Genomic DNA, 12,409 nt, shown 5'->3' with positions numbered 1-12,409 from the left:
AAATTTTCATTCCAGCATCATCCTCACAGCCGCTTCGGCGTGGAGCCTTGTTGTGTCAAAAAGCCTGAGCGGGCTGTCCTTCTGCCCCACGAGGAGGGGAATCTCCGTGCAGCCGAGTATTACCCCCTGCGCGCCGTTTGCACCGAGTTTTTCTATTATCTCTGTGAATCTATTTCTTGAGGAATCCCTGAAATCACCGAGGCAGAGCTCATTATATATAACATCATGCACAAATTTCCTGTCCGCCGCATCAGGCACAATTATCTCAAGTCCGAGCCTTTCCATACGCCCTTTGTAAAAATCACGCTCCATGGTGAAGGCAGTGCCCAGAAGCCCCGCCTTTTTCACCCCGGCAGAAAGAGCAGCCTCCGCAGCGGAATCCGTAATCCGCAGAAGGGGGACATCCAGCGCATTTTCCACCTCATCCGCCGAAATATGCATGGTGTTTGTGCAGATCATTATGAAGTCCGCCCCTGCTCTCTGGAGCTTGTGCGCCTCATCAGTCATCATCTGCGCACCTTTTGCCCATTCGCCCTTTGACTGAAGCTGAGCCACCTCCTCAAAATCCACACTGTTGATGATCACTCTGGCGGAATGCAGCCCGCCCAGAGCTTTCTTCACGCCCTCGTTAATATACTTGTAGTAAAGAGCTGTGGATTCCCAGCTCATGCCGCCTATAAGACCCGCTGTCTTCATAACTCACCAAACCTTAACAAAATCTTCATTTTTAAATAATAGCAGAAACTTTTTAGATTATACTCAGAAAAAGGGGGTTTCAGATGTTTGAAGCTGTGGAACTGGGACAGAAGGTGGACAAAGATGAATTTGAGGCGGCGCTTCCCGACCTGCGCACAAGGCTGATACAGGCTCAGACAGCTTTTGCGAAATATCCGGGCCCGCTCATCATAATACTAAACGGAATGGACGGCGCAGGCAAGGGCGAGCTGATGAACTACCTCGGCGGGCTGATGGATCTGCGCAACGTGATAATAAAAACCTTCTGGCAGGAGAATGAATCGGAAAAATCAAAACCCTTCTACTGGCGCTACTGGATGAGCCTCCCCTACAGGGGGCATATCGGTTTCTTTTTCGGCGCATGGTACGCCGGGGAAATGCTTGAAGCCGCCAAAGGGAACACCGAAACCGCTGAATACGAAAGGCGCATGAAGCGCGCTGCCACTTTTGAATCCATGCTGGCGGATGACGGAGCGGTATTTGTAAAGTTCTGGTTTCACCTCAGCAAAAAGACAGCGAAAAAGAAAACGGACGACCTGAAAAAGAAATACGGCAAAGGGGAAATTGTTGAGCGCGCCATGTGGCACAGGGAAAAGTACGATGCCATAGTAAAGTCCGCCGAACGGGGAATACGCCTCACCGACCACGCCAAAGCACGCTGGCATCTCATCGAAGCGGATGATAAACGCCACAGAACCCTGAAATCCCTGCGAATAATAGTTGAAACCCTCGAAGCAGCCGTGGCCTCCATAGGCGCAAAACAGAAGGCTGATAAAAAAACAGTGAGCCTCGCTCCCCCTGTTCTCTCCAAGGTGGATCTGTCGCTGACTGCCGAGTATGAGGAATATAAAAAACGTATGCCGGAAATGCAGGAAAAGCTTAACTCCCTCGCGTGGAAGGCTTACAGCAAAAAACGCTCTGCCATCGCCGTTTTTGAAGGCTGGGATGCGGCAGGAAAAGGGAGCGCAATCCGCAGGATAGTTCAGGGCACGGACATACGCCTCGCCAGCGTAATCTCAGTCGCAGCGCCCACTGACGAGGAGAAGGCGCACCATTACCTCTGGCGCTTCTGGCGGCACATCCCCTCCGCAGGGTTTATCACCGTGTATGACCGCTCATGGTACGGCCGTGTGCTTGTGGAGCGTGTGGAGAAGTTTGCCTCTGAGAACGAGTGGTCACGCTCCTTTGAGGAGATAAACGATTTCGAGGAGCACCTCACGGAGAGCGGAATAATCCTTGTCAAATTCTGGGTGCATATAAATATGGAGGAGCAGCTTAAGCGCTTCAAAGAGCGGGAAAACCTGCCGTGGAAACAGTATAAAATAACCGATGAGGACTGGCGCAACAGAGAAAAATGGGATATGTATGAGCAGGCGGCAAACGAGATGATCGCCCGCACAAGCACAGGACATGCACCATGGAACCTGATAGCCGGAAACGACAAAAAATACGCACGGCTTAAAATACTTGAGACCATGTGCAGAGCTATGGAGGAAAAACTTTGATAAATTACGAAAAATTGCTGGAACAGATTATGGCGCACGCGGCGGACTATTCCTTAAGGCTGCTGGCTGCCGTTCTTATATTCTATTTCGGAAAATACATTGCAAAATTTCTCTCAAGGGTTGCCCACAGGGCAATGAAGAAAACCAACATAGACGAAACCCTTGCGGGATTTCTGCGTAATGTTATATATGCCATGCTCTTTGCTGTGGTGGTGATAGCCTCCCTCAACTCACTGGGAGTGCAGACAACCTCCCTCGTTGCCGTAATGGGTGCAGCCGGTCTCGCCATAGGTCTGTCTCTCAAGGATCAGGTGGCGAACTTCGGCGCGGGAGTGCTCATTGTCATGCTCCGGCCGTTCAAGGTGGGCGATACGGTAACACTCGCCGGACAGACAGGCACTGTGCTGACTATTCAGGTTTTTCAGACCATACTCAAAACCTTTGACAACCTCACCATAATGATCCCCAACTCAAGCGTGATGAACGGAACCATAACAAACTTCTCGCTTCAGGGCACAAGGATGATCCCTCTTATAATAGGCATAAGCTACGGCAGCGACATCAAAAAAGCCAAGGATATAATGCTTGAGACCATGAGGAGCCACGAAAAGGTGCTCAAAGACCCAGAACCGACAGCGGGTGTCCTTGAACTGGCGGACAGTTCTGTCAACCTCTTTGCCCGTTCATGGGTTGAAACTGGCGACTGGTGGGCGACAAAGGCCGATCTGCTGGAAAACATCAAGGTCAATCTCACAAACGGCGGCGTGGAAATACCCTTTCCGCAGATGGACGTTTATATTCATAAAACGGAAGAAGAAGCTTGAGAATACTGCATGTAGATACAGGAAAAGAGTGGAGGGGAGGCCAGAGACAGGCGCTCTTCCTCCATAACGGACTGACTGCACACGGACACGAAAGCCTCATGGTATGCAGCCCCGAAGGGGAGCTGATAAAACGGGCGGAGAACACTGAACCGCTCTCTTTCCGCAGCGAGGCAGACCCGGCATATATTCTCCGTCTGCTCTCTGTCATAAAGCGTTTCCGGCCGGATATTGTACACTCCCACGACAGTCATTCGCTGACCCCCTGCATTGCCGCATCATGGCTGAACAGCTCCTTTAAGCTTGTCCATACCCGCAGGGTGGATTTCCCGCTGAAAAAGAAACTTTTTAATAAGTACAGAAGCAGCCGGGTAAACCTTGTTGCCATAAGCAGGGCAATACAGAGCATTATGGCTTCAAGCGGCATACCGAAAGAAAAAATCAGCCTGATCTACAGCGGCTCGGACAAGCCGAATGCGGTGGACACTGTGCTTGCTGCGGAGCTTCGGGCAAGGCTGAATCCTCAGGGAAAGACGGTAATCGGAACCGTGGCAAACTTTTCAGATCACAAGGACTATCCCACGCTCCTCAGAGCTTTTGACGGACTATACGCACAAAGACAGGATGTAATCCTCCTTCCCGTTGGGGACGGCCCCATGTTCGGGGAAATAAAAGCATACGCAGATACGCTGAAATGCAGGGAAAACATAGTCTTCACAGGCTTCTGTGCGAACATACCGGAGATACTCTCCCTGATGGACATTTTCACCATGACCTCAAAGACGGAAGGGCTCTGCACATCCATAATTGATGCCATGAACGCATCCCTGCCCACTGTGGCAACAAGGGCGGGCGGCATACCTGAGCTTGTGAGTGACGGGGAAACGGGCTTTCTCTGCGATGTTGGGGATGATGCGGCGCTGGCTGCGGCATACGGCAGACTTCTGGATGATGAAGCCCTGCGAAGCACCATGGCTGAAAACTCTCTCAGACGGGCTTATGACTTTTCTGCGGAGAAAATGGTTCTCTCATATATAGACCTGTACAAAAACCTCCTGAAATGAGCGGACTTTACATACATCTTCCCTTCTGCCGCAGAAAGTGCCTCTACTGCGGGTTCATGTCTCTTGACGTATACGATGAAGCGCTGATCCGCAGGTATTTTGACGCACTCCTTGCCGACCTGGCGCATACTGGCAAAACCGCCTTTGATACCCTGTACATAGGCGGCGGCACACCGAGCGCCGTTCCGCCTCTTATGCTGGATTACTTTCTCGCGGAACTGTTTAAAAATGTCAGTGTTCAGGGCGAGTTCACCGTTGAGGCTAACCCGGAATCACTGTCCGCTGATTTTCTCAGAACAATCCGTGCTTACGGCGCAGGCAGGCTCAGCATGGGCTGCCAGAGCACCGATGACAATGTGCTGAGGCTTCTGGGCAGGCTGCATGACCGTGATGCTGTTTTCTCCGCCTACGATCTTGCCGGAAAGCACCTGCCGGACGCTGACATAAATCTTGACCTGATATTCGACATACCCAAAGCACCGCCGGAAGCTGCACGCAGAAGCATGGAGGAGATATGCGCCCTCCAGCCGGAGCACATCTCCGCATACTCCTATTCCTTTGACACAGGTTATCTGGCGGAAGAAGGGGAAACAGCGGACAGCATGTTCCTTGAGGTGAAGCATTATCTGGGCTCAAAAGGCTATGCCAAGTACGAAATATCCAACTTCGCTCACAAAGGACATGAGAGCAGGCACAACATAAATTACTGGAAGCTCGGTGACTTCACAGGCATAGGCGCTTCTGCATGGTCTCTTGAGAATCACCCGGACAAGCGAATCCACAGAGGCAAAACGAAAGATGTGAACATTTACCTTGCTGATCCGTCATCCTATGATGAAATATCAGTGACGGAGCAGACAGAACTTCTTAAAGAGTCCATGGTTTTCGGCCTGAGGATGACAGAAGGGGTTGACATCAGCGCCCTTTCAGCATTTTATAACCGAAGGGATTCTGAACTGGATGAAAAAATAAGCCGACTCATCGGCGAGGGTCTTTTGGAATGGAAAACAGGAAAAATCGCGCTGACAGAAAAAGGGGAATTGCTTGCGGAATCTGTATCGGAATTTTTATGGTAGCCCTCACAGCGCTGATCCCCGTTAAAGAAGCCGATGCGGGCTGCGCCGGGGACTGCATGACCTGCCACCAGAACCTCGCAAACAGCAAGGAACATCAGGCGCTCAAAACCTGTATCCAGTGTCACGAACCCTCAGAAAAGAAAACCTTCCTCCCCGTTGCCTCGGCAGACGGCTGCGGCACACGCTGCTTTGACTGCCACAATCAGTGGCCTGCCAACGGCTGGCACGCCCCCCTTGATAAATGTTCCGAATGTCATAAGGTTTCAGCTAATATCCTGAACAGGTAGAAGCGCCCCTTAAGTTAAGTTTGCAAAACATTCTTCATCTATGCTATAAAAATGCATGAAAACAACTTCCCGTTATCTCATTATGCTTTTGGTGTGCCTTGCCGGTTCTTCTCTGGGCTTTCTTACCGCAGAAAAATACAGATCTCCCCAACCTTCCGAACAACCCTTCGTTCAGGCTGAGGCCGCAGAAGTGTTCCTGCAAACAGATACCGCATGTCCCAAAAATGAGATCACGGAAGCGGCCGGAAAATACGGTTTTGCCGTCATTAACGAAAGTAACTGGGATTCATTTGCCGAAGCGGTTAAAGTAGGCTATCTGGAAGAGTTTGAGAGAAAAATGGGGGTCAACTATTTCCAAATCCTTTCCATGACAGGAGACATAACAAACGCTAAAACCTACCTCCGCAGAACCCGTGCGGACATCAACAAAAAAGATATAACAGGCATGACCCCCGTAGGCTATGCGGCAAAGTTTCATGATCTTGAAACCATCAGGCTCCTTTATGAAAACGGAGCGGACATTTTTTCGGCAGTGACTTACGAACCCAAGGCGCGTTACGAGATACTCAGGCAGATTAACCCTCCCAGAAGGCTTGACCCGCTTAATCTGGCCATATTGCAGAACAATCCGGAGAATACCCCGCAGATTGTGCGCTGGCTCCTCGACAACGGAATGAACTTTGCAGACGGCAACAGCTATGTATTTGATTCATTGCGGACGGGGGGAATGATGGACGAATTTCTCCCGGCGATCCTGAAAAATACAGATCTTACAAGCGGCATAATCCCCTCCGCACCGGATAAGAACAAAACAACCGCTGTCAGCAGAATATTTCAGTATGACCAAACAGGCAGGGCGGCTGAATGGCTCCTCGCCAACGGACTGAGCGGAAGCAATGACGACCCTAACTTTCCGGTGCTGAACGCTGCGGTGATGAATAACAACATCCCGGCTGATACAGTAAGGCGGCTTATCAGTGCCGGGTTCAGTGTAAACAACGCCTCTGTCGGCAACAGCAGTCTCACCCCTCTGGCTTATGCTGTTTCCTCCGGAAGATATGACGTAGCTGAGATTCTTCTCGAAAACGGCGCAGAGGATAATCAGGAAGTGCAGAAAAGACTCAGCAGACTGCCCGAAGCGGAGCAGGCAAAATTCAGGAATATTCTTAAAAAATACGGAGACAGCAAATGAAAGAGTTCCTCATCAATGCTTTGCTTTTCTTTACCTCCGGCTCGATTGCCTTCTTTCTGGGCGGCAGTACGCCTGCTGCACCCGAAAAGGACAAGACCCCTCCGACTCAGCGGGAGGTCATCAGAATTCCGTCTGCCGGGGAATGCGAACCGGATGAATTTATAAGAATCAAAACATCCGAACAGGGCGGAACATGGGAAGCGGTGATCACGGAAATCCAGCGCGAAGGAATAAGAGAGATCGAGGCGGAGGCGGGTGTAAATACTCTTGCCGCCCTTTGCGCAATCGGCGATACAAAGGCAGTGAAGGCGTATCTCGAATCCGGAGTGAATCCCCTTGCCCTGAACATGCCTGACCGGAACGGCGTGACACATCTGTCCGCTGTGCTGAAAAATATGGATTTCGACACAGCGGAGGTGCTGATCGCCCACGGGGCAGACCTGCGCAGAAGCATCACCGTGGACGGAAAGGAAAAAGACCCGGTTCAGATAGTTCTGGAGCAGAAAGGTTATCTCTTTGATGAGGATATAGACAGGCTCCTTGAACTGGGAATATTCATCGACAGAGGGGAGCGGTATCTCGTGCAGGCTCTCTCCTCAGAAAGCAACAAGCTCAAGCTGGTTGAGCGCATTCTTCCCATAACAAACCCGAACGCACGAACCGAAGCGGGGAATCATATCTTCGCCGAAGTGCTCAATGTTTCATCCTCAAGAAAAACAATAGATTTCTTCCTGAATACAGGCACAAGGTTTGACAATACTCCGGCTGAGATAACGCCCCTCGGAGCGGCAGCAGCAAATACCGGAATCAAAGCGGATGATGTACTGAAAATGATTAAAAAAGGCGCAGATCCGAATCAGCGAAGCACTAAAGACCTTTCAACGCCCCTTATGGCAGCGGTAAAAAACAGCCGTCCCGATATTGAGGCGGTATTGCTGAAAAACGGGGCAAATCCTTTACTGAAAGACATTCACGGGAAAACCGCAGAGGACTACCGAACCTCTCACCCCTGATCCACAAGCCAGAGGCCTATTGCGGCTATGGTTATGCTGTGGGTTATTTCACCGCTTTTCACCATTGCGAGAACCTCTGCTCTGGTAAATTCCGCAGGTTCGGTCTCTTCAAACAGGTCGTGGTGCATGGTTCCGCCGTTTGTGCAGTTTTCCGCCAGAAAACAGTGGCATGAGTTGGTCATGAAGGCAGGGTTGGGGTGCATAAGCCCCAGACTGCGGGCTGATTCGGCATTGTAGCCTGTTTCTTCGGCAAGCTCACGCAGCGCGGCATCCGCCGTAATTTCGCCGTCATCCACAGCACCGCCGGGAAATTCATAGGTTACGCTGTCTGTCCCCACACGGAACTGACGGACAAGCACAAGCTTCCCCTCCGCCGTGACGGGCACTGTTATCACCCAGTTTTTGATATTTACGACAGTGAAGGGCATGGAAGCCCCCGCACCGTCAAAATGATAATGCCTGTGTTCCACAGAGAGAACACGGTCGGCAAATTTTTTCTCTGTTCTTAAAAACCGCCAGCGGCTTTTCATTTAGAGGATAATCCCGCTGTCGCTTCTGCCTTTGGGTGCTGCTCCGCCGAGGCCGCCCATTCCGCCGCCCGCCATGCGTATTCCGCTTTTGGCTTCGATATATTTGTTTTTGATGTCCTCAGGGAACTCGGCATAAACATACATAACCTTGTCCCAGCCTATTTCTCCGCCGATTTCGTCCTCATAGGGGAAACCGAAGGGAAGTATCGCTATCTGGATGCCTGAACCGCCCATGGGAACAGCCTGAACCACGGCCACATCCCTGAGAACATTGTTCTCGTCATCTTTTACGCCTATGCATGTATCTCCGCTTACCAGCTTGACAAATTTAATATTTTCCATAACTGCACCGTACCTTTTAAGCTTATTTTGACGTTTCCGGTCTGCTTATTTAGTATATGCTTTTGCACAATAATTCAATGTGTTTTCAAATTTCTCCTGAAACCCCTGAAAGTAAGGCGTTTCTAACACGCATTTTTGTATTGACAGCCTAAAGGCAAGATCATATGTTCGGGAAATATTACTTGGAGGTGTGACATGGCTCATACAATTACTGATGCCTGTACCAACTGCGGTGTTTGCGAAGACGAATGCCCTGTGAACGCTATCTCTGAAGGCGACGACGCGAGAGTTATCGATGCTGACGCCTGTACAGACTGCGGAGCATGCGTTGAAGTTTGCCCCGTTGACGCAATCGAAGCTTAATTAACATTTGCTGATAATTGCCCCGCGAACCGGGGCTTTTATTTTAACATAGAATACTACACCCGGAGTAGGATATGAACGTATTTAAATATCTCAAAGAGGAAATAAAGACAATTTATGAGCGCGACCCGGCAGTTAGAAGCGCAGCGGAAATCATTTTCTGTTACCCCGGCTTCCACGCCATGCTCTTTTACAGAGTGGCAAACTGGTTCTGGCGCAAAAAGCTCTATTTTCTCGGCAGGTTCACATCCCACATCGGCAGATTTTTCACAGGGATAGAAATTCACCCCGGCGCCACAATCGGCAAACGCTTCTTTATTGACCACGGAATGGGTGTGGTTATAGGTGAGACAGCAGAGATCGGGGATGACGTAACTATATATCAGGGTGTGACTTTGGGCGGAGTTAGCCTCAAGAAAGAAAAAAGACACCCTACTTTAAAAAATAATGTTATAGTTGGTTCAGGCTCAAAGGTTTTAGGCCCCTTTACCGTTGGTGAGAATGCCAAAATAGGGTCAAATTCCGTCGTCGTGAAGGAAGTGCCCCCTAATGCAACTGTGGTGGGTGTCCCCGGCAGAGCCGTTGGTCAGCAGAAGGATGATAACATCAGTGCACTGGATCACGATAAGCTGCCCGACCCGGTGGCAAAGGCCATAAGCTGTGTGGTTTCAAGGGTTGTGGAGCTTGAAAAAGAGGTTCAGGAGCTAAGAAAAAGGCTGAAAGAAAATGAAAATTACGACTAAAAGCAGATACGCCATAAGAGCCATATACGCCCTTGTGGTTCTCGGCGGTGACCGTGAGCCTGTTGCCCTTACCCAGATAGCGCAGATGGAAACCATCTCCAGAAAATATCTGGAGCAGATCTTCATCCAGCTTAAGAAGTACAATATCGTCACCGGCTCCAGAGGCGCGGGCGGCGGCTATATGCTTTCCAAAGATGCGGCAGGCATAACTGTTAAGGATGTTGTCGTCGCGATGGACGGCCCCATCAGCCCTGTCGACTGCACAGACGGGGAGGACTGCTCCAAGTTCAGCACATGCGCCATAAACTGGCTGTGGCTGGGGCTCAAAAAAAATGTTGATAATTACCTTGAAAATATTACTATAGATGACTTGAAGAAGCACGCTCTCGGAGGAAAAAATGCCCATTTATCTGGATTATAGCGCAACGACCCCTGTGGATAGAAGGGTTTATGAGGCTATGATTCCGTTTCTGACGGAAAAATACGCCAACCCCTCAAGCATCCACATTCTCGGCAGAGAAGTGCGGGAAGACGTTGAAAACGCCAGAGCCGTTGTTGCCTCCTATATCAAATGCGAACCACACGAAATCGTATTCACCGCCAGCGGAACCTCGTCAGACAACCTCGCCGTCAAAGGCATGGCTGAGGCGCTGAAACATAAAGGCAAGCATATCATCACAACTTCCATAGAACACAAAGCTGTTCTTGAAACATGCAAATCCCTCCAGAAGTCAGGGTTTGACGTAACCTACCTTCCGGTGAGCAAAGCCGGGGTTATCTCCGTGGATGATTTCAGAAACGCTCTCAGGCCGGACACAATCCTTGTTTCCGTAATGCTCGTAAATAACGAAGTCGGCACGATCCAGCCGGTTAAGGAAATAGCCGCCATAGCAAGAGAGAAAGGGATCATAGTCCACACGGACGCTGTTCAGGCTGTGGGCAAACTTTCCACGGATGTCAGCGAACTGGGCGTTCAGCTTATGAGCTTCTCCGGGCACAAGTTCAACGCTCCCAAAGGAATAGGCGTTCTCTACATTGATGAAAACTTAAAAGACCTCATTATCCCCATAGTCTGCGGCGGAAGTCAGGAATACGGTCTGCGCGCAGGCACGGAAAATGTTGCCAATATAGCTGCCATTGCAAAAGCCATTGAAATACTTGAGCAGGAAGGGGAAGAGGAAGTTAAACGCATCCGTGCCTTCCGCGATATGTTTGAGCAGGAAGTGCTTTCACGCGTGCCCGATACATATGTGAACGGCGCAGGTGCTGACAGAGTATGCAGTGTTTCAAACATCGCTTTCAGATACATTGAGGGCGAGGCGCTCATGGTTTACGCCAGCGAAGTCTGCTGCTCCACAGGCAGTGCATGCACATCTGACAGTGTTGACGCTTCCCATGTGCTTTACGCGATGAAAGTTGACCCTGTGGACATGCACGGCTCACTCCGCTTCAGCTTCGGCAGGTTCACCACCGAAGAGGAAGTGAAAACGGCAGTGGACATGATCTGCACCAGCGCAAACAAACTCAGAGCAATGTCGCCTCTGGGCTGACAATGTGAATATAAAGGCTGAAAGCCGGCGCACAGTCCGTGCCGGCTTAATCTCCTTCTACTTTCTCCACTTTTCCACCCTTGGGGCAATTTTCCCCTATGCGGGTTATTTCTTCAAATCACGGGATTTTTCTGGCACAGAGATAGGCATACTCCTTGCAGTTTTCCCCGTTATGAAGTTTCTCGCCACTTCCATGTGGACAGAAACATACAGCAGAGCCCGTCATAAAACCTTCTTCGTCCGCGCGGCTGCGGTTCTTTCATCAGTTTCGATGCTCCCTCTCTTTTTCCTCCACGGTTTCCCCGCTGCGCTGGTGTGTCTCGCACTCTTCTCTCTGTTCAGGGTGGGCATCATCCCAGTTATGGATAACGCCGCCATGGGCTTTGCGGAGGAGAACGGAACGCCGTACGGCAGAATGCGGCTTTACGGCTCGCTGGGCTTCACTGTCTCCGCTGTTGTTTCAGGCCTTATTATTGACCGTTTCGGAGCCTCCGCATTCATAATACAGTTTACCCTCATGGGGCTTCTCTGCACTTTGCCCGCGGGGCTTATCCGCCTTGAACACTGGACAAGGCTCCACAGAAAGGCGGAAAGCATAATATTTGACCGCAACACAGTGATCATGACGGTGATGCTTGTGGTGTATCTCTCCTCCAATGCGTTCCACGGAAACTTTTTCAACATAAAAGTCAGTGAGGCGGGCGGCTCGCAGACACTGGCGGGGTATATGTGGGCAGCGGGTGTACTGTGCGAAATAGTCCTTCTTTATTTCACTGACAGCCTGCTGAAAAAATTCAGCGCAAAGCAGGTGATGCTCTTCTCCGTCATAATGGCGGTGATACGCTACCTGTTCACAGCTTTCAGCCCTTCGCTCACCGTGCTTTTTCTCGCCAACATGCTCCACGGCTTCACATACGGCTCGTTTCATGTGGCGGCACTCACTTACTTCCGCCGTGTTTTCGGGGCAGACAGACAGCTTAAGGCACAAAGCATATACTCAGGCCTCGGCTTCGGGCTCGGCTCCGTGGGCGGTTCGTTCATTTCGGGCATAGCATATGACATAAGCGGCAGCGCAGGCGTGTTCACTGTCACGGCAGCACTCTGCGCTCTCTCCATACCTCTGCTCATGCTTATGAAGACAGATAAGTTGCAGTAAATACGGAATAGGCTATAATATTCTGAGATTTT

Annotated in this window: 15 protein-coding genes; 12 read left to right on the top strand and 3 right to left on the bottom strand. The window is 50.5% G+C overall.

Annotated features, from left to right (window positions below; translation table 11 throughout):
• Nucleotides 1-6: 6 nt before the first annotated feature.
• Nucleotides 7-696 (bottom strand): aspartate/glutamate racemase family protein, encoded by a 690-nt coding sequence (locus OSQ85_RS12515; RefSeq protein ID WP_265823543.1) that lies wholly within the window; start codon nucleotides 694-696, stop codon nucleotides 7-9.
• Nucleotides 697-779: 83 nt separating this feature from the next.
• Between OSQ85_RS12515 and pap the strand changes: the two genes are divergently transcribed.
• From pap to OSQ85_RS12480, 7 genes are all read left to right on the top strand, one after another.
• Nucleotides 780-2,240, top strand: coding sequence for a polyphosphate:AMP phosphotransferase (gene pap / locus OSQ85_RS12510; RefSeq protein WP_265823542.1), 1,461 nt, complete (start codon nucleotides 780-782; stop codon nucleotides 2,238-2,240).
• Nucleotides 2,237-3,064 (top strand): mechanosensitive ion channel family protein, encoded by an 828-nt coding sequence (locus OSQ85_RS12505; protein WP_265823540.1) that lies wholly within the window; start codon nucleotides 2,237-2,239, stop codon nucleotides 3,062-3,064. Before pap ends, OSQ85_RS12505 begins: the two co-directional genes overlap by 4 nt.
• Entirely contained in the window at nucleotides 3,061-4,125 is a 1,065-nt protein-coding gene (locus tag OSQ85_RS12500) for a glycosyltransferase (RefSeq protein WP_265823539.1), read from the top strand. The genes OSQ85_RS12505 and OSQ85_RS12500 overlap by 4 nt, the downstream gene beginning before the upstream one ends.
• Nucleotides 4,122-5,201 (top strand): radical SAM family heme chaperone HemW, encoded by a 1,080-nt coding sequence (gene hemW, locus OSQ85_RS12495; RefSeq protein WP_265823538.1) that lies wholly within the window; start codon nucleotides 4,122-4,124, stop codon nucleotides 5,199-5,201. Before OSQ85_RS12500 ends, hemW begins: the two co-directional genes overlap by 4 nt.
• Nucleotides 5,195-5,488, top strand: a complete 294-nt coding sequence (locus OSQ85_RS12490; RefSeq protein WP_265823536.1) for a hypothetical protein — start codon at nucleotides 5,195-5,197, stop codon at nucleotides 5,486-5,488. Before hemW ends, OSQ85_RS12490 begins: the two co-directional genes overlap by 7 nt.
• An 82-nt stretch (nucleotides 5,489-5,570) precedes the next feature.
• Entirely contained in the window at nucleotides 5,571-6,680 is a 1,110-nt protein-coding gene (locus OSQ85_RS12485) for an ankyrin repeat domain-containing protein (protein WP_265823535.1), read from the top strand.
• The gene (locus OSQ85_RS12480; protein ID WP_265823534.1) at nucleotides 6,677-7,693 is read left to right on the top strand and encodes an ankyrin repeat domain-containing protein; all 1,017 of its coding nucleotides are present in this window, start codon (nucleotides 6,677-6,679) and stop codon (nucleotides 7,691-7,693) included. The genes OSQ85_RS12485 and OSQ85_RS12480 overlap by 4 nt, the downstream gene beginning before the upstream one ends.
• On the opposite strand, the gene OSQ85_RS12475 is transcribed toward OSQ85_RS12480, so the two are convergent.
• Both OSQ85_RS12475 and OSQ85_RS12470 read right to left on the bottom strand, forming a co-directional pair.
• Nucleotides 7,684-8,223, bottom strand: a complete 540-nt coding sequence (locus OSQ85_RS12475) for an NUDIX hydrolase (RefSeq protein WP_265823532.1) — start codon at nucleotides 8,221-8,223, stop codon at nucleotides 7,684-7,686. The two genes, OSQ85_RS12480 and OSQ85_RS12475, sit on opposite strands and share 10 nt — an antisense overlap.
• A complete protein-coding gene (locus OSQ85_RS12470) occupies nucleotides 8,224-8,565 on the bottom strand; it encodes a hypothetical protein (RefSeq protein WP_265823531.1) in 342 nt (113 codons plus the stop codon).
• Between the two features lie 195 nt (nucleotides 8,566-8,760).
• Here OSQ85_RS12470 and OSQ85_RS12465 point away from each other — a divergent pair, with 195 nt between their 5' ends.
• From OSQ85_RS12465 to OSQ85_RS12445, 5 genes are all read left to right on the top strand, one after another.
• On the top strand, nucleotides 8,761-8,928 hold the full coding sequence (locus OSQ85_RS12465) for a DUF362 domain-containing protein (protein WP_265823530.1): 168 nt from the start codon (nucleotides 8,761-8,763) through the stop codon (nucleotides 8,926-8,928).
• 74 nt (nucleotides 8,929-9,002) lie between these two features.
• Nucleotides 9,003-9,671 (top strand): serine O-acetyltransferase, encoded by a 669-nt coding sequence (gene cysE / locus OSQ85_RS12460; RefSeq protein WP_265823529.1) that lies wholly within the window; start codon nucleotides 9,003-9,005, stop codon nucleotides 9,669-9,671.
• The gene (locus tag OSQ85_RS12455) at nucleotides 9,655-10,092 is read left to right on the top strand and encodes an RrF2 family transcriptional regulator (RefSeq protein ID WP_265823528.1); all 438 of its coding nucleotides are present in this window, start codon (nucleotides 9,655-9,657) and stop codon (nucleotides 10,090-10,092) included. Before cysE ends, OSQ85_RS12455 begins: the two co-directional genes overlap by 17 nt.
• The gene (locus OSQ85_RS12450) at nucleotides 10,070-11,221 is read left to right on the top strand and encodes a cysteine desulfurase family protein (RefSeq protein ID WP_265823527.1); all 1,152 of its coding nucleotides are present in this window, start codon (nucleotides 10,070-10,072) and stop codon (nucleotides 11,219-11,221) included. Before OSQ85_RS12455 ends, OSQ85_RS12450 begins: the two co-directional genes overlap by 23 nt.
• Before the next feature lie 4 nt (nucleotides 11,222-11,225).
• The gene (locus OSQ85_RS12445) at nucleotides 11,226-12,377 is read left to right on the top strand and encodes an MFS transporter (protein WP_265823526.1); all 1,152 of its coding nucleotides are present in this window, start codon (nucleotides 11,226-11,228) and stop codon (nucleotides 12,375-12,377) included.
• The last annotated feature ends 32 nt before the right edge of the window (nucleotides 12,378-12,409 follow it).

The sequence above is a fragment of the Geovibrio ferrireducens genome (genome assembly GCF_026226615.1).
GTDB lineage: Bacteria > Chrysiogenota > Deferribacteres > Deferribacterales > Geovibrionaceae > Geovibrio > Geovibrio ferrireducens.
This window is presented reverse-complemented; position numbering and strand designations above follow the sequence as displayed.

Bases quoted from the DNA above. Each gene is read 5' to 3' on its own strand.
- OSQ85_RS12515 (WP_265823543.1), bottom strand. From the start codon at position 696: ATGAAGACAGCGGGTCTTATAGGCGGCATGAGCTGGGAATCCACAGCT.
- cysE (WP_265823529.1), top strand. From the start codon at position 9,003: ATGAACGTATTTAAATATCTCAAAGAGGAAATAAAGACAATTTATGAG.
- OSQ85_RS12450 (WP_265823527.1), top strand. From the start codon at position 10,070: ATGCCCATTTATCTGGATTATAGCGCAACGACCCCTGTGGATAGAAGG.
- hemW (WP_265823538.1), top strand. From the start codon at position 4,122: ATGAGCGGACTTTACATACATCTTCCCTTCTGCCGCAGAAAGTGCCTC.
- OSQ85_RS12455 (WP_265823528.1), top strand. From the start codon at position 9,655: ATGAAAATTACGACTAAAAGCAGATACGCCATAAGAGCCATATACGCC.
- OSQ85_RS12490 (WP_265823536.1), top strand. From the start codon at position 5,195: ATGGTAGCCCTCACAGCGCTGATCCCCGTTAAAGAAGCCGATGCGGGC.
- OSQ85_RS12470 (WP_265823531.1), bottom strand. From the start codon at position 8,565: ATGGAAAATATTAAATTTGTCAAGCTGGTAAGCGGAGATACATGCATA.
- OSQ85_RS12475 (WP_265823532.1), bottom strand. From the start codon at position 8,223: ATGAAAAGCCGCTGGCGGTTTTTAAGAACAGAGAAAAAATTTGCCGAC.
- pap (WP_265823542.1), top strand. From the start codon at position 780: ATGTTTGAAGCTGTGGAACTGGGACAGAAGGTGGACAAAGATGAATTT.
- OSQ85_RS12465 (WP_265823530.1), top strand. From the start codon at position 8,761: ATGGCTCATACAATTACTGATGCCTGTACCAACTGCGGTGTTTGCGAA.
- OSQ85_RS12485 (WP_265823535.1), top strand. From the start codon at position 5,571: ATGCTTTTGGTGTGCCTTGCCGGTTCTTCTCTGGGCTTTCTTACCGCA.
- OSQ85_RS12480 (WP_265823534.1), top strand. From the start codon at position 6,677: ATGAAAGAGTTCCTCATCAATGCTTTGCTTTTCTTTACCTCCGGCTCG.